Genomic DNA, 18,919 nt, shown 5'->3' with positions numbered 1-18,919 from the left:
GCCGAGCGGTGGGGCGCGACCCTGCCCCAAACCGGAGGCCCATTAACGGTCCTGGCCTGCGGGAACCTGTAGGTCAGTGGTGCAGTCGACGTAGGTCGGCGTGGGCGGTGGGTGGCATTTGCGCACGATCTCGGTGTGGCAATAACGTCCTGGCGGGTGTCAGGCTGTCAACTTCTTCATGTGCTCACGCACGGCCGGCACGTATGCCTGGGTCTGGCCGAATGGCGGAATCCCGCCGTAAGTGACGACGGCACCCTCCCCGCCGTTGTAGGCGGCGATGATCAGATCGGTGAAGTCGCCCTTGACGGCTCCACTGTCGTGATGCGGTCGAAGGTAGTCGGCGATGTGGCAGAGATAGCGCCCTTCCGAGGCGATCGCGTCATACGGATTGAACGGGTCGGCAGCGTTCGGTGGTTCCGCTTTTCCGCTTCGATCTAGACCGGAATCCGTACCGAAAGCCTTCCAGGTCTCCGGCATGAACTGACTCATTCCTTCGGCGCCGCCCTGGTTTACGCCATCGCCCTTGCTGACCGCCTTTTCGTTGAACCCGGACTCTTGTTGAACGATGCCGGCAACCAGAACCGGGCTCACCTCTGGGCACAGAGACCCAGCAGCCGAGACTGCGTTGGTGTATTGCGGCGGGATGCTGCCAGGGGCGAACCTGGTCTGATCACCGACCTCTGGCGGGCACGGCTCCGTGGTGGTCGTACCGCCCGGAGCGCTGCCGTAGTGGGAGTCGGCGGTCGGCATCCCGCCGCCCTCGAGTGTGACGTGTACGTGGTCGAAGTGGTTTGCGGTGTAGCCGTGACGGTCCTCCATCAGCGACCAGTCACCGGTGCCGTCCCAGTAGCGCTGTTGCCAGATCACGTACTCGACGCTGAGGGCCGCTTTGTTCTGTTGGAGGTACAGGGCGATCTTGTCGCCGAGTGCCTTCCCTTGGGCGCTCGCGGAGTCGGGAATCATGATGTCGACCGCGCGCCCGGCGGGGTGGTCCTGGGCGACGTCGTCCGTGGGGCGCCAACCGCCGATGGTAGTGATCTCGGGGAAGGCCGCCGCGATTGTGCGCATGACGCGGATCGAGTCGACCTGCATCTGCGCTTCGCTGCCTTTGTCGGCGGGCAGCGGTGGCAGATCTCCACCGGTGGAATCGGTATGTGCGACCAGCTCTGCTGGTCCTCGAGTGGGCGAGATGGTTCCTTGTTGTTTGAGCCACGGAATGGGATCTACTCCCCCGCCCAGTGACCAGCCTCCGGGGTAGACGCCGAAGTGAAGATGCGGTCCACTCGACTGTCCTTCGCTGCCCACCTTGCCGATCAGTTGGCCCGCTGTGACCTTGTCTCCGGTGTGGACGAGGACCCCGGACGCCTGCATGTGCCCGTACAGGGATTCGACGATCTGGCCCTCGATGGTGTGCCGGATCCGAATCCAGTGTCCGTAGCCGGCGGCGGGCTCGGCGGCGATGACTTCGCCGTCACCGGCGGCGTAGAACGGGGTGTCCAGTGGTGCTGCGTAGTCCTGGCCGTCGTGCATGCCTGTCTCGCGCATACCGAAGGGTGAGCTGATTGTGTAGGTGCCTTCGGCCATCGGGACCGCGAGGGATCCGGGCTTGAGTCCCATGAGGCTGCCGCCCCCGGCGTCTGGCACAGGTTGACCGCAGTTCGTGTCACTACCGGTCGTCGCGAGGATGACCAGTATCGGAGCCATCATGATGACCATGGCGAAGGCGGGTATTCCGGCGAGCAGCCACCACCACTTTTTCGAGCTGCCTTCCTGTGCGTCCGGGGTCGACGGTGGTGTGTCGAGGAGCGCCATCAGCGAGCTCGGTGAGCCAGTGCGCTCGGCGTGACTACCGGCGCGGATCCGGACTGCGCGGCGGCAGCGAGCAGCTGAGCAGTCTTCGACCCTGCACCGTTGGGGACCCCTGTTTCAGGAGAGGCGGGTCTGGCTGGTCGCGGGGTGCGGCTCGGTGTAGTCGGCAACATCACCGGCGCCCCAGATGTGGTGGTGAATTCGCGGAATCGGCGACCGTCAGGGCTACTGGTCGTGGTGGCCGAGGCGCGGACCTGGCCAGGGTTGGCGACCGGCAACGACGGGGCGACCCCGATGGGGTGCTTGATGCCGGCCTTGTCCGACACCGCCGTTTTCGACAGTCGACTCCGGACAGCGTCGGCAGCAGCGTTCGTAGCCGCGGTTCCACGACTGGTCTGGGCACCGACCGTGCCTGAGGTGGACTTCGGGTAGCTGTCGGGATCGGCGATCGAGTCGACCTTGTTCTTCGCTCGCTTCGCCGTCGAGGAGAGGACCCGTCCGGCAACCAGCACTGCAGCTGCCCCGCCGGTTGCTGCGGTCGACGTGGCTCCGGCTGCGACTTTTCCGGTCGTTGCCGCGGCAGTGCCGGACTTCTTCGCTAGTGCTCCTGCCCCCTTCACCACGGCCTTTCCGCCCTGGTACATGTGGCGTCCGTTGGCGGCCATCGCAGCAATGTCGCGCGCTGTGGTGGGCGTTGAGCGACTAATGGCGGTCGGTGCGACGTTGGGCCGTTTAGTCAGAATTGTTGCCAGGTTGTCCGACATTCGCTTCATTCCCTTGACCGCTCGGCGGAAGAGGAGAAGTGCGGTGACCAGGAAGATGTCGACGAAGAACACCGTGCGGATCAGGTTCGATTCGTCTGCAGCGAAGAGATCCTCGACGACCATGACGTATCCCACGAGGAAGACGATGGCGAAGATCATCTGCAGCAACGCCATTGCGACGTTGGCGATGGTCCGCCAGAACTGCCCGCGCATCGAGGGTGCGATGGCGAGGACGACTCCTGGTATCGATTTGATGGCATTGCCGATCGAGACACCTGCGGCGATGATCAATCGGCCGGCGAGGTAGATCGCGAAGGCCATGAGGAGTGCGCCGGCGAAGATCAGGAAAAACAGGCCCATCGCTTGTCCGGGACCGGGGTTGTCGGCATAGGCCTTCATCGGCCCGTCCTCCCCCTCACATTTGGCGATGGCATCTTTGACGCGGTCTTCCGGTTTCGCGTCGGGATTGATCAGGTCAAGGGCTACGCCTGCCCCAGGGGCGATCTCGGAGACGACGTCCTGCGCTTTGTCTGCAAGTCCTGGCTCCTTGGGCTTCGCGAGGTACGCGGCGTCGAACTCTTTGACGCATTTCCCGTTGTTTTCCGGGGCATCGAGAACGACTCCGAAGTTGATCAGTTGCGTTGGTTGGCGGATGAACGTGTCGATGAGTTTCGATTCGATCGTTTCGATCTCGGTCTGCGGGTTTCCGCTGGTATCACCGCCGTTGGCGAGCCCGGAGGCGACTTCCAGGCCGGCATCTCGCGCCGACAGCACCAGTCCGTTGTCCCCGAGGACGCGATCGACCGGGTTCGAGAGAACGCCCGCGGCCGCGGCCGCGATGACGCAGGACATGAGGAGCTCGTAGATTCCGGTGGAGAATCGGCCGCGGATGATCCAGATGGCGACGCTGAGTCCGGCGACTGTGAGCATCAGCGGGGTCAGCGCGAACTGGTCGGTGATGGTGGTGACCGAGTCGGCGATGGTGCGCACGGGTGTGAGGATCAGGTCGAGCCATTCGAACGAGAGCACCCAGGTGATGAACCAGATGGCCGTTGCCATCAGGAAGCGGAAGACCTCGTATTCGAGGGTGATGATGTACGCCCAGATCATGCGCCAGCCGCCGCCCACTGAGGCGTTGCCTTTGTCGATGGACAGGAAATAGCTCCACGCGTCGATGCCGTGCGAATCTTTCAGATTCATCCAGGCGAAGAACGGGCTCGCACCGCCGCCGCCGGCGGGATCGGCGAGAGCCGGGGTGGCCACGATCATCAAGAGGGCGCCGGCCGCGTGCCAGCCGGCGATGAGGCGGATGAGTAGCCGGCTCCACCAGCGTGCCCACAGCCAGCGGGTTACTGGACGGGTCAGGTGTATCAGTGCGGTCAGCCAGGATTGCGGAATCCATGCGGTGACAAGCCACAGCAGTGAGCGTTTGGCCGCGGCGCGGACACTGAAATACTCCCGGGGTTCGGGGCCGCCGACCACCTCCCGTTCACGGGAGGACGCCGCGGCCGCGGTCATGCTTTCACCAGCTTGTTGTCCTTCGGAGTGGTCGACACTGCAATTCGGCGAGACTCGGTTGCAGGCAGCAGCGTCTTGATACGGCCGACGTTTCCGCTGCCATCGCGCATGTAACCTTCACCGCGGCGGTGAGGTTCGACGTACTTGTCTTTTCCGGTTACCGGAGCTGTCTGCTCCATGTATTGCTTGACCAGTCCGTAGTCGTCCGGGTCGAGGCCAAGCCATTCAATGGCGCGCTTGGCGAGGGTTTCGTCTGTATGACGGTGCGCGATGCGGGTCTTGATCAGTCCGCGCAGCTTCGGGGTGCCGAACGCGCAGTCCTGGTCGCCGAGTCCCACGGCGGCCGAGGACTTGCGGCCCTGCAGCACGAAGTCCTCGACGATGTCGACTCCGTCGTCGGCGCCCAGGAGGTGGTGTGCCTCGTCGACGAGGAACAACGCCATCTGGTCGGGGTCGGCGAAGCACTGTCCGCGGGCGACCTTCGCGATCAGGGTGTACACCGCGTGGCCGAACCGCTTCTCCAGCGGCAGGTTCTCGTAGAGGTGTTGTTTCTCGGTCTGCAGCTGGGTTGGTAAGTCGACCTTGTGGGTGCGGAAAATGATGCCGGGAGCAGTAATGGGCAGCGGGGGTAGATCTTTGCCGAACAGTGCCGCCGCGTAGGTGCGGCGGGCGTAGACGTTCATTGCTTCGCCGAGATCTTGGGCGTGGGCGATCGGGCAAGCACCGGACAGGAGGTGTTCGGTCAGCTCGCCCAAACCCTGGTAGGGGTGCTCTGCGCGGTATTCGGGCTCGATCACTTTTGCCAATGCGATGCCCAGGTCTGAGGAAGGCTGGATCCGGAGCAGTGTCAACAACACGGACTGGGCCATTTCTGCTGCGAGTCCGGCCTCGAAGATCCTCAGTGGATCCATGCTGTATTCGGGTTCGACGAGGTCGACCACGACTGCTTCGGTGACGGCGCGTGCCCAGTTGGCGTACTCGCCGAGATCGCTTTGGTCGATGCCGATGACCTGCCCTCCGCAGTCGACGACCTGGCCGGCGATCACCTTCATGGTGACCGACTTGCCCGATCCGAGCTCACCGGTGACCGCGAAGGATCCGGACTGGTCGCGTAGGGACTTTCCGGCGACGTCGTGGTGAACCACACCGATCCGAGAGGTGGTGATGTTCAGTGCCAACAGCGGACCGCTGCCATCGCCGAGTTCGTTGCGAATGAACGGCATGTACGCCGCGAAATGCGTCGATGTGGTGATCTGCGCGAACTCGCGGACGATCTTCGATGTGGGGACGCCAGGCAACATCGCCCACCACAGGTCTTCCTGGTAGCCGACCGGCGCGACCACCTTGTATTCCTGCTGTTCGAACGCTTTCACCAATGCCTTCGCATCAGCGAGTGCACGCTCCTCGGAATCAGCTCCTACCGCGAACAACGCCGTCCAGGCAACCTCGACCTCATCGCGGTTCGTCTCGAGCAACGAGGTGTATTCGGTCAACGCGGCGGCAGCGAGGTCGAGAACACCTTGGCCGCCGGCCAACTCTCCTTCCCGCTGTTCGTACTGCTCCTTCAGGTTCTCGAGTGCGCGCTTGTTCGCTCGCATGACATCGGCACCGGCGGTTACCTTGAGCCGTACGGCGAAATCGACATCAATATCGCCGAAGTCGTCAGCGAGGGTGAAGAACTCCGAGCCGGGGAAATAGACGCCACCGGCGGGGGTGTCAGCGAGCGCGAGGAGCACTTGGTAGGAGGCCGGGTGGTCGACGATTTCGTACGGCTGGTCGACTTTCAGGACCCGACTGAACGTCGGGACCTTGCCTCGCCAACCCGAAGCCTTCTCTCGATCCGATTGGGCGCCCTCGTCGATCCGGCATGCGGTCAGGGCGGCACCTGACTTTGCTCCTGGCGTCACGGCTGCGTCGGGCAGGTCAGGGTCGACATGCAGTCCGCGCGTCATCGCGTGCTGCCACAGCCACACCATCTGAGCGGGAGTGGCAGGTTGCGGATCGAAGACACCGGGGATGTCGGCCATGATCCGGTTGGCCTGCCGGACACGGGCCCGGATCTCGTCATCGTCAAGTGCGGTCCGCGGCAGCCCGATGTAGTCGGAGAGTGTGGTCCAGGCCGAATGAGCGGCGGCCTTGACCTGATCGACGACCTTGGGTGTGGTCAGCGGAATGCTCAGCCAGTAGATCCTCTGCCCCGGGCGGTATAGCTCGATCGAGTCGAGAGTCGCTTCGCATTCGGTTGCCCAGTCCGGGTGTGCATCGAGATCGACGCCTTCGGTCATTCGGGAAACGATGGCTTCGGCGCTCAACGATGCTGCGATGCCCATCAACAGTGACTCGCCCGGAAGGGCGCGGACGAGCATCGTGTGCAGGGTACGAGCAGTGCGCTTGTCCACATCGGGGCGGTAACCGTAGTCGATGCCCGTGAGCACGTAGTCCGCCCAGACAACGCCGGACTTCGTCCACCGGATGTTCGCGGCCATTGACAGTGTCGGCTGTTCCATAGTGGCGGTGCTTTCTACTCGGAGGTGCCTGCAGCAGCCAGAGCGAGGAGTTCCTTGACGCTCGATCGGCCGGCGCGATGGGTGGGCCCGCTTGCCGGTGTGGGCACCGGAGCGGAGGTCTGCGGTCGTGGTGCGACAGGTTCCGCCGATGCGGTTTCGGTGACCTCGGCGGTGGCGATGTGCACGGCCTGCGGGACGACCGTGGCGCTGAGTTCGGCGGCCGTGGGGTCGGCAGTGATGTAGCCACTCGGACGCACGAGGTGGGGTGGCCGGATGGTCACCCGGCGGCCGTTGATCTGGATCTTGGCACCGGCCGGCGCGAAGGCTGCGGCGCAGATTCCCTGTGCCACTGAGGCGGGGCTCCGGCCGGCAAACCGGACTTTGCCGACGACAAAGACGGTGCCCAGTGACCAGAAGGCGAAGAATCCGACGTTCCAGGAAATGCTGTCCCGAAGCCACAGTGGATGCAGGAGCCACAGGAGCGCACCGACGATTGCGCCGCTGACGGCTTGCGGAACGGTGTAGGGACCGAACGGCAGCTTCTTTCCGTCAGGTGTACGCCCGATCAGCTGCGGCACCTTGCGAGCGCGGGTGAAGTTCTTGATGACTTCCCCGGTGGTGCGATCGTCACTCATCGCAGCACCGGCCCACTCGTGACTTCATGCCGGCGAAGCCGCGAACCCGCTTCCGCAGTGCTAGCTACATCGAACATGGGAGCCCTCCTTGTAAGAGGTCGGTGGCGCAACGAGGTCAGTGCTGGCAAGGCATCTTTCAGCCGGTGCGAACGAGCGGAGATCACACGGGAAGGTCTAAGCCGGAAATCGGCTCGGCCACGATGTGCACCACGGCGGGAGCGCTCTCCAACTCCTCACCTGTCGAGTCCTTCAGGACGTCCATGTTGAAGACGACCCACAGTGCTGCACCGCCGATGAGCGCGGAAGTGATGAGCCGGGCAACTGTGAATGAGGCCATCAGATTCTTGAGAAGGAAGAACAAAACGAGGCAGCCGGCGGCCGACTGGAGGAGCAGCTTGCCGTTGCTGGTGAACTCCTGCGCCTTGTCGAAAAGCCCTGCGGCGAGGACCGCGTTGTTGGGATCGGTGGTTGCGAGCGCAATGGACATGATGGGTTACCTTCCGGATGAATGAGGATCGGTTCCTGACGGGGAAAAAAGCGGCACGTCGCCGGCAGTCGGCACCGAAAGTGCGGGGGTCTGTCCTGAATCAGGCGATGCGGACTCCGGGGCACCGGCACTTGGTGTGGTCGAGCTCGGTGCGGTCGTTGACGAGGATGGTGTTCGGGGTGCCGCCGGCGGGTACAACGGCGTTGCGTCAATTGCGCTGACCTCCCACCGGCCGCCGCGGGAGGTCATCGTCAGCGCGTACTGCCCACTGACCGAATCGACCTCGGCGACTTTCTGCGCTGCCGTCACCAGGAGGCGCACAACATCACCGTCAGGCAGCGGTGCCGATGCACTGGCAGCACTCAGGTCTTCCGACGAATAGACATCGGTGATTGCCACTCTGCGATACGGCGCCGGAACAATCGGGGCGATCGAAACCCCCGGCGTGAGATAGCGCGCTACTTCCCCGTTGCCGGTCAACATCGCGGACAGGAACTCGTGCGCGGACGTGGCGATGGGATGGTTGGCGACCCGGTACTTGTAGCCGAGCTTGACGTCGATCGAGGTCGACGGTTCAGCTACTTCGGCGGGGAGTGCGGCGGCCCTCACGCCCGCTTCGGTGACCACAACCGGCACCTGAAAGTAGCGACGAACTGTGGCCGCATTCGCGTCCGAGGCGGCTCGAACTGACACCGAGATCGTCACCGCGTATGTCCGTGACTTCTGCTCGTAGTCGATCGACGCGACGGCCGGATCAGTCGCGGCAAACAACGGCGCGGTCGGAAGGCTGGGGCTTCCCGAGACGAAATGATCGAGTTCTTGTTCATTCCCACGCGATGCCTGGAGCCAGGCAACGACGAACTGCCGAGCAAGATCTTCGGCTTTCGCTTGACCGATTGTGTCGACGTCTGCGGTGTCCTTGGTGGCGTTGTCGGTGAGGTTCGGGGTGGGCGAGGATCCGAAGACGACGAGGATCAGGGCAACTATTCCGGCGCCGAGTGCGGCAAGGATTCCTGCCTTGAGAAGTCGGGTGGTCCACACCTGCCGAAGGCCCCACTGTGCACGCACCGCGCGCGCCAACTCCTCGGCTTCGGCGACAACGGAGTCGACGCTATTTTCAGTCGCGGGATCGGTCTTGCTCTTGGGGCTGCGGCCGAAGTTGTTGATTTTCGCGAGGTCGATTTTCATCGGATGCCGGCTTCTGTCGTCGGGTCGGACGTTCTGCAATCGGGGACGGAATCCGCGATGTCGAATGCGGACGCCCGCGACAGCGCGGCGCGCGCGGCTGGCGCTTCGACGAACACCAACAGCCACAGCGAAGTGTTCGCCTCTTCATCGAGAGGGTTCACCGCCAGGGCTGCCGCGACTCGACGGATCTCCTCGGTGACGGCGTGCACGTAGCCGAGATCGTGCAGCTGGGCTTGCAGCGAGTTGTCGAGCTCGTGCATCCGGTCCTCCTGGCGACTGGGGTGTGGAAGAGCGCCACACAGAAAAAGTGGGCTTCTACTTGGAGGAAGATCCGGGTCCGGGGGCTTGAGTGACATCGTTCGCGAAACTTTCTTGAAGTTTTTCTGCAGTCACCAAGGGGTTATTGCCTCAGCCGAAAGAGCGCACGTGAGGGGCACTCCCTGGCCCACCGCCGCACAGCCGGAACCTTCACGGCAACAACGCCCTGGCAATAACGACAGCCCCTCCGGCAACAACAAACACGCAGGTCAGAGGCAATATCCGGTTGCTGTACTGGGCGCGAGACCACCTCGCCCGCGCCCAGAGGAGACCGATCGTGGAAACGTCCACCCACGCACCCACCGCCATCACAGCGTCATCGGCAACGCCGGTTCGCAGCACCGCGCAGAGCAATCTGTACAGCCGCTTGAACACCGAGTGGATGTACCTCTGCGCTCGCCCCGCCGCCGAAGTCTTGACGTGGTCGGTGAGCCGGGCCGCGCTCCGTGACGTCGCGGATCTCAACGATCTCGCCGCGGCGCACCGCCGAGATCGTGATGGTGTGCTTCTGGCGCTGCTGAGACTGCATCAGGAAGGAAGCGCCCTTGCCGGGCGAGCGCTACTGCAGCTGATGCTCGGCAAGCTCATCTCCCTGACGCGCCACGCACGGGTCAGTGGGCACGATCGGTATTACGCGTGCGATGAGAGAGCGGCCTCCACTGTGGCCACGTTTATGTCACTGATCGCCACCTACAGGCCCTCCGGTGAGAACGTCTACGCGGCGCTCTTCCTGCACACGCTGAAGAAGATCACGTGCGAGGAAACCTTCACCCAGGAGATCCCCGCCTCCGATGTCATGGACGAGTCCGACAGTGCTGAGAACGAGCCGGAAGCGGATATCTCTGCTCCGGCTCTGCTCTCCTGGGCGGTCGAAAAGAAGGTCATCAACGACCTCGATCGCACCCTGATTCAGCGGGCATACCTCGAGCAGACCGATTGCGACCTGGCCGTGATTGCCGCGGAGATTGGGATGACTCCGGCAGCGCTTCGCCAGCGGCTCTACCGCGCGGTCACACGCATTCGCAAAAGTGTCGTCGCCTCCAACCCGCCGACTCCTCGACCCCGGTTTGCACGTGGTCGTCGTCGGACTGCAACGACTACTGCGGTGATCTGATGATCCGTAGTCTCGCGCCTCTGTTCACCGTCATGGTCTTCATCGCGGCGGCGTTTCTTCTGACCGAAACGTCCTTGCTCCTCGAAGCGACGCGAGGATTCGATGCTGCACTCACCCGCCCCGCAATCGCTCGTCCCGGACTGCTCGCCGAGTCCTCGCATGTGATGAGCAGAGTCGCTCTCACTGTCGCTGACTTTCTGCCCCGCGACATCACCACTCATATCGACAGCGGTCGGGTCATCGTGCCGGCGCTGTATCGCTGACGAAGAGAGAACACTCATGACAAACCTTCACGCACCATCATCTGAGGACGGTCGCGCCAACGACAGCGGCCGGGTTGCCCTGCTCGTCGCCTCCTTGCTCGCTGCACTCCTCGCCTCGCTCATCGCGGTTGTGTCGCCAAGTCAGGCCGGGGCGGCGCCGGCATCATCGGGCTGCCCGGCAGTGGAAGTGGTGATGATGCCGGGAACGTTCGAGACGGACTCGACCGCCAATCCCGACGTCGCGAAGGGTCTGCTCAAGCAGGTCACCGATCCTCTTTCCCAGCTGTTCGGTAGCTCCATCAAGATCACCTATCCGGCGTACGAAGCGTCCGCCTTCAACAAGGGCAAGACCTATGGCATCAGTAAGGCATCTGGCATCGCGGCCGGCGCGCGCGTGATGCAGACTCGTGCAACGCAATGCCCGAACACTCTGTTCGCACTCGGCGGCTACAGCCAGGGTGCGGACGTGGCCGGCGACTTGGCGTGGTTGATCGGCCACGACAAGGGTCCGATCCCGGCAGAGAAGTTGATCGCTGTCGGTCTTGTTGCTGACCCACGGCAGAGTTCGAATGGCGACAACACTCTCGTCGGTCCTCCCGTCGACGGTGTTGGGATCGCGGGGGCCAGGCCGGGCGGGTTCGGAAAGACTGCTGCAGTCACGCGTTCGTACTGCGCCCCCGACGACCTCTACTGCTCGACCAACGCCGGCAAGGATGGATTGCTCGCCGGACTTGGACGGGTGCTTGCGCAGCCTCCGACTGCTTCCGGTCCGCAGCAGAGCGATGGATTTCAGCCCACCACCGCGGGTCTGCAGAACGCCTTGGTGTCCGACTACTCGAAGGTCGATCTTCCGGGATTGGCCGGCAACATCGAGACCCTCCAGCAACAGCTGCAGTCCGGCGCTCCGGACCTGAAGAGCATGGAATCGGCGGCGACAGATGTTGCCAACACCCTTGTTCCGGTGGTCGATACGACCAGCTGGGTTACCCAGAATCCGGCTGTGGAACAGACGCTCAAGACCGCGGACGCGTCGACTCCCGAATACGCCGCCGGCCAGCTCGTCGACAAGGTCAAAGGCATCGACCTTACGAGTGCATTTCAGGCCGCGGACACCATCGCGCGGACGGTTCAGAATGCCTCCACGCCGGATCAGGTGCAGCAGCTGCAGACATCGGTGGATACCTTGTCCACTCAGGTCTCCCCCTTGGCCGCTACTCCGGCTGATGGTCTGTCACTCGCGGCGGACGCACTTTCGATCATCAAGCCGAGCGTGCTCATCAACCAGGTCACGCACATCGGGACGAACGCATTCGACCTCGCCAACAACATCCCTGCAGTCCTCGACATCGTGTTCAACCGGATCCCGCACATTGTTCTCGATCCGGGTCTCGATCCGATGGCCAAGGTCAAGGCTGTCCACGCCGAATTCGACCGGATCAATGTCCTGTTCGAGCCACTCATCACGCTCGCCGCCGGGCTCGACTACAAGACCGCGGCGGCCCTGATCGCGATGATTCCCGACCCATCCGGCGCCGCACAGATCATCTCGATGATCGTCGGCGTCGTCGGGAATCTCGACATCATTGGTCTGGCGAACACCGCTGGCGAACTCCAAAAACAGCTCTGGCACGCCATCGAAACCGGCGACATCATCGGAGCCGGCCTCGGCGCACTCCCCCACATCCTCGACTTCGCGAAGATCGCGGTGGGCACACTCAGCGGTGGCCAGAAGACCGACGCGTCCAAGCTCGGTTCGGTGTCGGCGTCCACGACGACCGGACAGCAGATCATGCAGCAGTCACAGGCTGGGGACCTTGGAAAGCTCGCCTCGAGCCTCACCGCCCTGGCAGGCTCTGACGGTGCAAACGCCCTTTCCCAGATCGGTGCTGAAGGGGTGAAGTTCGCCTCATTCATCGGGTCCGGAACTCACCAGAACTACGGGGAGCTCGTCGTCGATTCATCAGGCACTACGGCTGTCCGTGGCCATGAGAAAGTACCCACTGGTGGCCAGGTCGAGGTCCCCACTGGTGGCCAGATAAAAGTCCCCACCCCGTGTTCGTCGTGTCGATCAGGAACTTGTGGCCCGAGCGGTGACGGTGAAGGTGCCAACCACACACCGCACCACCCGGGGAGTTCCATTGAAGTCTGCGAGGGACCGTATGGTTATGCGGGTGATCGTCAAGAGGCCGCGTCCCCGTCGAGGCGGTCGAGTAGGCCGTCGAAGATCTTCTGTCGACCGACTTGCCCCTTGGCGGCGGCGTCGTCGCGCTGGCGTTGCAGCGTGGGCCGGAATTCGATGGTGGTGACGAAGAAGGTGCAGGATTCGCAGATCGACTCGAAGTGGCAGTCCAGTTCGACCGGGCGTGCGCAGTAGCCGTTGCCGAGCATGCGGCGGTGGGCTTCGCGTCGCAGCTTGGCCATCTCGCTCCCCTCGGCGTCCGCGGGCAGCTGCCGGTGCTGGTCGTAGAGTGCTTCGACTTTCTGTGTGACAGCGAAGTATTCGTCGGCGACGGTGCGGTCGGCGATGCGGGCATAGACGAGGGTCATGGACATGGATTTGTGTCCGAGCAGGGCAGCTATCGCTTCCAGCGACATGCCGCGGTTGATGGCCTGGGTCGCCAGGGTGTGTCGGAGTTGATGAGGGGTGACGTGCCCGATCCCGGCCTCGGCGGCGACCGAGTGCAGTGCGGTGGCGAGTCGGGATGGTCGGATGCGTCGGCCGCGTTCGAGGAACAGCAGCTTCGAGCGGGCAATGTCGCCTCGTTGGGTCATCCAGTCGTCGAGCAACGTCTTCAGGTGCGGGTGCAGGGGGATGTAGCGGTCGGTGTGCAGCTTGCCGAGTGGGACGCGCAGCCAGTAGGACGATCCGATCTGCACGACGGCGTCGGTGGTGAGGGCGAGCAGTTCGCCTTGCCGCATTCCGGTACGGGCGAGCAGTTCTATCGCGGTGCGGGTGAACGGATCCGGGTGGGCCCGGACAGCGGTGAGCAGTTTCGCCGAGGCGGCGTCGTCGATGAACCTGGGCAGCGGGTCGTCCTTGATCGGCAGGTCGGACCGCAGGACCGGGACGCGGGGTGGGCGGTCGGCGATGTCGAGTTCGTCGAGTCGGGCGAAAAACGCTGCGAGCGTTCCCAGGCGCGTGCGAATGGTCTGGTTGGCCAGCGAGGGTCCGCGGTTGCCGGTCCGGGTGGCCAGCCAGGTCTTGTAGGCCTGGACGTGGTTGCGGCGTACGTCGGCGACGCAGCGGATGTCGGGGTGGTGCTCGATCAGGTAGCCGGCGAAGATGCGTAACGACTTCTCGACACTGGCAATCGAATTGGGTCGGAGCCGCACCCCCATCTGGTCGAGATAGTCGCGCAGGGTGATCGCGAGCAGGGGCGCGTGTTCGGTGATGTGGCGCCATTGTGCGTCGCGACGACCGACGCGGCCGTTGCTGCGTGTGGGCAGCCGGTCGATGAGCCCGAGGTGGAACAGGACTGCCTGCATGCCGAACACGTTGGCGGTCAGGTTGCGCAGGCTGCGGTTGCCGGCTCGGTCTGCCGCCGATCGCAACTGCTGCACCGCATCGTCGATCTGCGCATCACCGACGCGGTTGGCTGCGGTCGCGGTCAGTGCTGCGATGAGCAGTAGCGCGCTCCACTGCCGCCTGGCAAGCACGACCGAGTAGCCCAATTCCTTGCTCATATCCGCGAATTCGATCGACAGTGCGGCGTGCACGCGGTCACCGATCGAGGCGAGATTGCCGCGGCACCCGAGCAGGTAGTCCGGGCTCGGCCGAACCCGGCCGGTGACGATGAGCCACGCGACGAACCGGCCGCACTCCGGCTCGGCGGCGAGCTGATCGACCAGCGATGCCCGCTGCCAGTCCGCCGGGTCGCCGAAGCGGGCGAAGAATGCGCGGGCCTGCCTGCGCCGCGTGGTTGCACTGGAATCCGTTTCGCTGGTGAATTCCGCAACGAGGTCGGGCTCGCCGGGGAGTTCGGGGGCGGTCACCGCGTGCCCTCGGTGGTCGGGATGTCCAGCGCTGTCAGGGCGCGTCGGTACTCCTCGTCGAGCCAGCCGTTGGCCAGATGGAGGTAGATGCGGGTCGATTCGATGGACCGGTGTCCGGCCTGGGCCTGGACCGCTTCGAGTGCCATCCCGGCCTCGCGCAGCCTGGTCAGGCAGGTGTGCCGCAGTTGATGGCAGGTGAATGCGACGCCCGACCGGCGCCGCAGGCCGCGGATGATCTCCTCCAGCCCGGCTGCCGACAGCGGCTTACCGCGGTTTGGTCCTTTGAGCACCAGAAACACTCGATTCGTGTCGGTGTCGGGGCGCTCCGCATCGAGGTAGCGGGCCAGGGTCTGGAAGAACCGTGCGGAGACCGGCACGATGCGCTGGTGACCGCCCTTCCCGTCGGCGATGAACACGCGTTTCTCGCCGACCCGGATGTCCTCGAGGGTGAGACCGAGCACCTCGCTGCGACGCAGGGCGCCCAGCAGCATCGCCTCGATCATCGCGGTGTCGCGGTGGGTGCGCAGTGCCGCAATGACCGCGTCGACGTCGCCGGGGCTCAGCACCCGCGGCAATGTGCGCGGGGTGCGCAGCAACGGCACCGTGCGGGTGCGCGTTCCCGCCCGGCGGGTGGACAACCCGCGCGGCACCGGGTTCTGCTTGATACCGGCGTCGCCGCGCACGATCAAGTACTCGAACAGTCCCGATACCGACGTCAATCGTCGCTTCACAGTCCGCGCCGATAGCCCGGCCTCGCCGTCCTCCAGGCGGACGACGCCAGGTCCGCGCCGCGGGGTGCGCTGCGCCTCGATGAAGGCGAGCACGTCGCGGCGGGTCACCGCGTTCGGGTCCTTCCCTACGACACCGAAGAACACCTTCAGATCGAACGCGGTGGCCAACAGGGTGTTGCGCCGCGCCCGGGTCGCCACGAACCGCAGGTAGTCGTCAACGTCGGGGTGGCCGATCGACACACCAGCGTCCTCGGACGATCGAACCAAGCAGGGATCCCACTGCATCGTGCACTCCTCGTCAGGGTCAGAGTCGGCGCCGGGTCGAGCCGGCTGGATCACCTACATATTCATGGAAATTCTCGAAGCCTACGACCTGACGAAGTCCTACCGTGCCGCCGCCGCGCTGGCGGGGTGCTCCCATCACACCGTCGCCCGCCTCGTCGCCGAACGCGACACCGCCGATGTCCCGACCCCGCCGCGGGAGAGGAGACCGATGTTGATCGACGAATATCTACCGAAAATCGAAGAATGGGTCGAACATTCGAAAGGTCGGGTCCGCGCCGACGTCGCCCACGACAAACTACTCGCCCTCGGCTTCACCGGCACCGAACGCACCACCCGCCGCGCCGTGGCCCGGGTCAAACGCGCCTACCGGCTCGGCCACACCCGGGTGCACAGGCCCTGGGTCACCGAACCCGGGCTCTGGCTGCAGCACGACTTCGGCGACGGCCCGATCGTCGACGGCATCAAGACGGTGCTGCTGTGCGCGTGGCTGGCCTGGTGCCGGCACCGGGTGGTGATCCCGTTGCGGGACCGCACCGCTCCCTCCGTCTACGCGGGCCTGGACCGGATCTTCCGGCAGGTCGGTGGTGTCCCGACGTATCTGCTCACCGACAACGAGAAGATGGTCACCACCGAACACATCGCCTCGGTCGCCGTCCGCAACCCGGGCGTGGTCTCCTTCGCCCGGCACTACGGCCTGGTCGTGAAGACCTGTCTGCCCGCGGACCCGGCCACCAAGGGCGGGGTGGAGAACACCGTCAAGCTGGCCAAAGCCGACCTGGTGCCCACCGACCACAACCTCGCCGCCCAGTACGACAGTTTCGACGACCTCGAGGCCGCCTGCACGCAGTTCTGCGATCAGGTCAACACCCGCATCCACCGCACCACTCGCCGCATCCCGGCCGAGATGCTCGCCGAAGAACGCCTTCACCTGCACCCGGTCCCGGCCGCTCCGCACACCGTGACCTGGGGTGTGACCCGCATCGTCCCGGACAACACACCGATGATCGCGTTCGAGAACGGCCAGTACTCGGTGCCGCACACCCTGCGTGGGCAGACGGTGTGGGTCCGCGCGCACGGCGCCGGGGCCGGCGAGCGGATCGTCTTCGTCCACCACGGCGAGGGTGGCCCGGTCGAGGTCGCCCGGCACCGGCGGGCCCGCCCCGGTTCGCCGCAGATCTGCGACGAGCACTTCCCGCCGCCTCCTGCCGGGGTCCTGGGCCGTCAGCCGATCCCGCGGACCGACGCCGAACGCGCGTTCTGCGACATCGGTGTCGGTGCCCGGCTGTGGTTGTGTGAGGCCGCCGAGGCCGGCACCGGGAAGATCCGAGTGAAGATGGAGCACGCGGTGTCGCTGGCGAAGCTGCTCGGCGCCGAACGGGTCGACTGGGCGCTCGGGCACGCCGCCGCCTACGGCCGCTTCGCCGAGGGCGACCTGATGGCGATCCTGGACGCCCACCCTGCCGGCGCCGCCTCGGACACCACCCATCGGGCCGACGAATCGCGGTCCCTGGCCCAGGGCACCGCCGGGTGGGCCCGATTCGGTGCCCCGACCCTGAGCGAACTCACCGACACCGAGGGCACCGGCGCCACCGAATACTAGCACCCACCAACGCGCGGTGCTATCTAAAGCTACTGTGCTGCAACAGCATCAAGGATCGCCACGCAAACACCGACCACAGGAGGGCTGTTCTCGTGAGCACTGCACCACCGTCGGCGCCGCCGCTGCCGGCCGACCTGGAATCCCTGTTGCACCGGCTGCGGCTGCCGCACATCCGCCGCGCCGCCCCCGACGTGTTGGCCACCGCCCGCGCCCAGCGGTGGGAACCCGCCGAGGTACTCAAGGCGCTGCTCGCCGAGGAGGCCGCCGGACGGGAACGCTCGGCGCTGGCCACCCGCCGCGCCGCCGCAGCGTTTCCCACCGGCAAGACCTTCGACGCCTGGAAACCGGAACTGTCCTCGATCCCGGCGCCGACCCAGCAGGCGCTGCGCACCCTGGAATGGATCGAGCGGCGCGAGAACCTCGTCGTCTGCGGCCCGTCCGGCACGGGCAAGACATTCTTCCTCGAGGCACTCGGCCAGCATGCCGTCGAACGGGGACGGAAGGTGTTGTGGTTCACCCTCGAAGACCTCGGCGCACTGATCCGCCGGCACCGTGCCGACGACTCGGTGTCGGGGGCGCTGACCAAGCTGCTGCGCGCCGATCTCGTGGTCATCGATGACATCGGCCTGTTGGCGGTGGCCGCCGACGCCGCCGAAGGCCTCTACCGGCTTGTCGATGCCGCATATGAGAAACGGGCCCTGGCGCTGTCGTCGAATCTGCATCCGTCAGGATTCGACGAACTGATGCCCAAGACACTGGCCACCGCCACCGTCGATCGGCTCATGCATCACGCTCACCTGTGTCAGACCAGTGGAGATTCGATCCGGATGAGTCAAGCCCTCGCCGGCACCGGCACCACACCGCTGATCTGAGCAGCACGGTGGGCAGTTTCGTGTCCGCCCGTGGGCACATTCATGTCCGCCCACGGGCAGGTTTCGTGACCGCCGATGGGCAGAAACCAAAGTCCCTTGACATCGGGCGCGGCAGGTTCGGGTCGGGCGGGGGTATACCGGCGCGGTGCTCGCGTCCGCACAGCAGGCGGGAATAGGACACTGCGTCCGGTGTCGGTGGGCGAGGTGTTCGTCGTCTGCACGAGGTCTCCACCGCCGTCCATCGGACCGAACCACGCAGGTACTCACGGGTAAACGGCCGCGCTGGCTGATCGAGGTAGTCGACATCGCGTGGTGGCATCTGGGATCGGGCCAGCCAGGTTCTGGGCACCGAGCGACCATATTTGAACCGGTTCAGGAATCCTCCGGGCCGACGACGGCGATCTGCATCGCCGGTTGCTGTCGATCCAGGAGGAGGCGGGCCGGCCGGAGGAGAACTCGGCGCTGCGCGTCTTTGACGTGATCGCGTGGATAGACGCAAGAGCCGACGCCTCGAAGAACGCGCTGACCTAGGAAGATGATTCGTCCCGGACTTCGGTGCCGCCGGAAAGAGCGCGTTCGGCTGCCGGTAGGTGTGTTGTCGGACTACCGTGATCGCAGGGGGTTCGCGACACGTCGTGGCACCTGGCGGAGGAGGGACGATGACTGCGAACTTCGAGCTTTCAAGGACGCGGCCGGCAAGTTCCGGTTCCGCTTGAAGGCAGCCAACGGGGAGAGCATCGCGGTGAGTCAGGCGGCACCTCGAAGGCAGCGGCTCAGACCGGGATGGCGTCGATCGAGGACAATGCCCCATCCGCCCCACTGCGGATCTGATCTG

The 18,919-nt window shown here is 64.9% G+C and carries 15 protein-coding genes and 1 pseudogene; 7 read left to right on the top strand and 9 right to left on the bottom strand.

Annotated features, from left to right (window positions below; all coding sequences use genetic code 11):
* Nucleotides 1-159: 159 nt before the first annotated feature.
* The 7 genes from MLGJGCBP_RS49690 to MLGJGCBP_RS49660 all read right to left on the bottom strand — a co-directional run bounded on the left by MLGJGCBP_RS49690 (nucleotide 160) and on the right by MLGJGCBP_RS49660 (nucleotide 9,168).
* Nucleotides 160-1,812 (bottom strand): M23 family metallopeptidase, encoded by a 1,653-nt coding sequence (locus MLGJGCBP_RS49690; protein WP_012686750.1) that lies wholly within the window; start codon nucleotides 1,810-1,812, stop codon nucleotides 160-162.
* Nucleotides 1,812-4,091, bottom strand: a complete 2,280-nt coding sequence (locus MLGJGCBP_RS49685) for a hypothetical protein (protein ID WP_012686749.1) — start codon at nucleotides 4,089-4,091, stop codon at nucleotides 1,812-1,814. Before MLGJGCBP_RS49685 ends, MLGJGCBP_RS49690 begins: the two co-directional genes overlap by 1 nt.
* Nucleotides 4,088-6,598, bottom strand: coding sequence for an ATP-binding protein (locus MLGJGCBP_RS49680; protein WP_012686748.1), 2,511 nt, complete (start codon nucleotides 6,596-6,598; stop codon nucleotides 4,088-4,090). The genes MLGJGCBP_RS49685 and MLGJGCBP_RS49680 overlap by 4 nt, the downstream gene beginning before the upstream one ends.
* A 14-nt stretch (nucleotides 6,599-6,612) precedes the next feature.
* Nucleotides 6,613-7,233, bottom strand: coding sequence for a hypothetical protein (locus tag MLGJGCBP_RS49675; RefSeq protein ID WP_012686747.1), 621 nt, complete (start codon nucleotides 7,231-7,233; stop codon nucleotides 6,613-6,615).
* Between the two features lie 160 nt (nucleotides 7,234-7,393).
* On the bottom strand, nucleotides 7,394-7,720 hold the full coding sequence (locus tag MLGJGCBP_RS49670) for a hypothetical protein (RefSeq protein ID WP_012686746.1): 327 nt from the start codon (nucleotides 7,718-7,720) through the stop codon (nucleotides 7,394-7,396).
* A gap of 6 nt (nucleotides 7,721-7,726) precedes the next feature.
* A complete protein-coding gene (locus MLGJGCBP_RS49665; RefSeq protein WP_012686745.1) occupies nucleotides 7,727-8,908 on the bottom strand; it encodes a conjugal transfer protein in 1,182 nt (393 codons plus the stop codon).
* Nucleotides 8,905-9,168, bottom strand: coding sequence for a hypothetical protein (locus tag MLGJGCBP_RS49660; protein WP_012686744.1), 264 nt, complete (start codon nucleotides 9,166-9,168; stop codon nucleotides 8,905-8,907). The genes MLGJGCBP_RS49665 and MLGJGCBP_RS49660 overlap by 4 nt, the downstream gene beginning before the upstream one ends.
* A 335-nt stretch (nucleotides 9,169-9,503) precedes the next feature.
* Between MLGJGCBP_RS49660 and MLGJGCBP_RS49655 the strand changes: the two genes are divergently transcribed.
* From MLGJGCBP_RS49655 to MLGJGCBP_RS52895, 3 genes and pseudogenes are all read left to right on the top strand, one after another.
* Nucleotides 9,504-10,340, top strand: coding sequence for a sigma-70 family RNA polymerase sigma factor (locus MLGJGCBP_RS49655; RefSeq protein ID WP_012686743.1), 837 nt, complete (start codon nucleotides 9,504-9,506; stop codon nucleotides 10,338-10,340).
* Nucleotides 10,340-10,603 carry a hypothetical protein gene (locus tag MLGJGCBP_RS49650; protein ID WP_012686742.1) on the top strand — a complete coding sequence of 88 codons (264 nt, stop codon included), beginning with the start codon at nucleotides 10,340-10,342 and terminating at the stop codon, nucleotides 10,601-10,603. The genes MLGJGCBP_RS49655 and MLGJGCBP_RS49650 overlap by 1 nt, the downstream gene beginning before the upstream one ends.
* A 16-nt stretch (nucleotides 10,604-10,619) precedes the next feature.
* A pseudogene (locus MLGJGCBP_RS52895) lies at nucleotides 10,620-11,294 on the top strand (cutinase family protein); the annotation flags it as partial.
* Between the two features lie 1,487 nt (nucleotides 11,295-12,781).
* Here MLGJGCBP_RS52895 and MLGJGCBP_RS49640 read toward each other — a convergent pair.
* Together MLGJGCBP_RS49640 and MLGJGCBP_RS49635 are read right to left on the bottom strand one after the other, a co-directional pair.
* Nucleotides 12,782-14,596 carry a tyrosine-type recombinase/integrase gene (locus tag MLGJGCBP_RS49640; protein ID WP_201453105.1) on the bottom strand — a complete coding sequence of 605 codons (1,815 nt, stop codon included), beginning with the start codon at nucleotides 14,594-14,596 and terminating at the stop codon, nucleotides 12,782-12,784.
* Complete coding sequence (locus tag MLGJGCBP_RS49635; protein WP_160097334.1) at nucleotides 14,593-15,612, bottom strand: tyrosine-type recombinase/integrase; 1,020 nt, start codon at nucleotides 15,610-15,612, stop codon at nucleotides 14,593-14,595. Before MLGJGCBP_RS49635 ends, MLGJGCBP_RS49640 begins: the two co-directional genes overlap by 4 nt.
* A gap of 64 nt (nucleotides 15,613-15,676) precedes the next feature.
* Between MLGJGCBP_RS49635 and istA the strand changes: the two genes are divergently transcribed.
* From istA to MLGJGCBP_RS49620, 4 genes are all read left to right on the top strand, one after another.
* Nucleotides 15,677-17,212 (top strand): IS21 family transposase, encoded by a 1,536-nt coding sequence (gene istA, locus MLGJGCBP_RS49630; protein ID WP_160103050.1) that lies wholly within the window; start codon nucleotides 15,677-15,679, stop codon nucleotides 17,210-17,212.
* 92 nt (nucleotides 17,213-17,304) lie between these two features.
* Nucleotides 17,305-18,084: an IS21-like element helper ATPase IstB gene (istB, locus tag MLGJGCBP_RS49625; protein WP_160103048.1), complete on the top strand. Its 780-nt coding sequence runs from the start codon at nucleotides 17,305-17,307 to the stop codon at nucleotides 18,082-18,084.
* A 414-nt stretch (nucleotides 18,085-18,498) separates the two neighbouring features.
* A complete protein-coding gene (locus tag MLGJGCBP_RS52890; protein WP_236581662.1) occupies nucleotides 18,499-18,615 on the top strand; it encodes a hypothetical protein in 117 nt (38 codons plus the stop codon).
* 4 nt (nucleotides 18,616-18,619) lie between these two features.
* On the top strand, nucleotides 18,620-18,919 hold a 300-nt coding region (locus tag MLGJGCBP_RS49620), incomplete at its 3' end, for a YegP family protein (protein WP_236581728.1).

The sequence above is a fragment of the Rhodococcus sp. T7 genome (assembly GCF_009872365.1).
In the GTDB taxonomy this organism is placed as follows: Bacteria; Actinomycetota; Actinomycetes; order Mycobacteriales; family Mycobacteriaceae; genus Rhodococcus_F.
The sequence above is the reverse complement of the archived record's forward strand: the minus strand, read 5'-3'. Positions and strand labels throughout refer to the sequence as shown.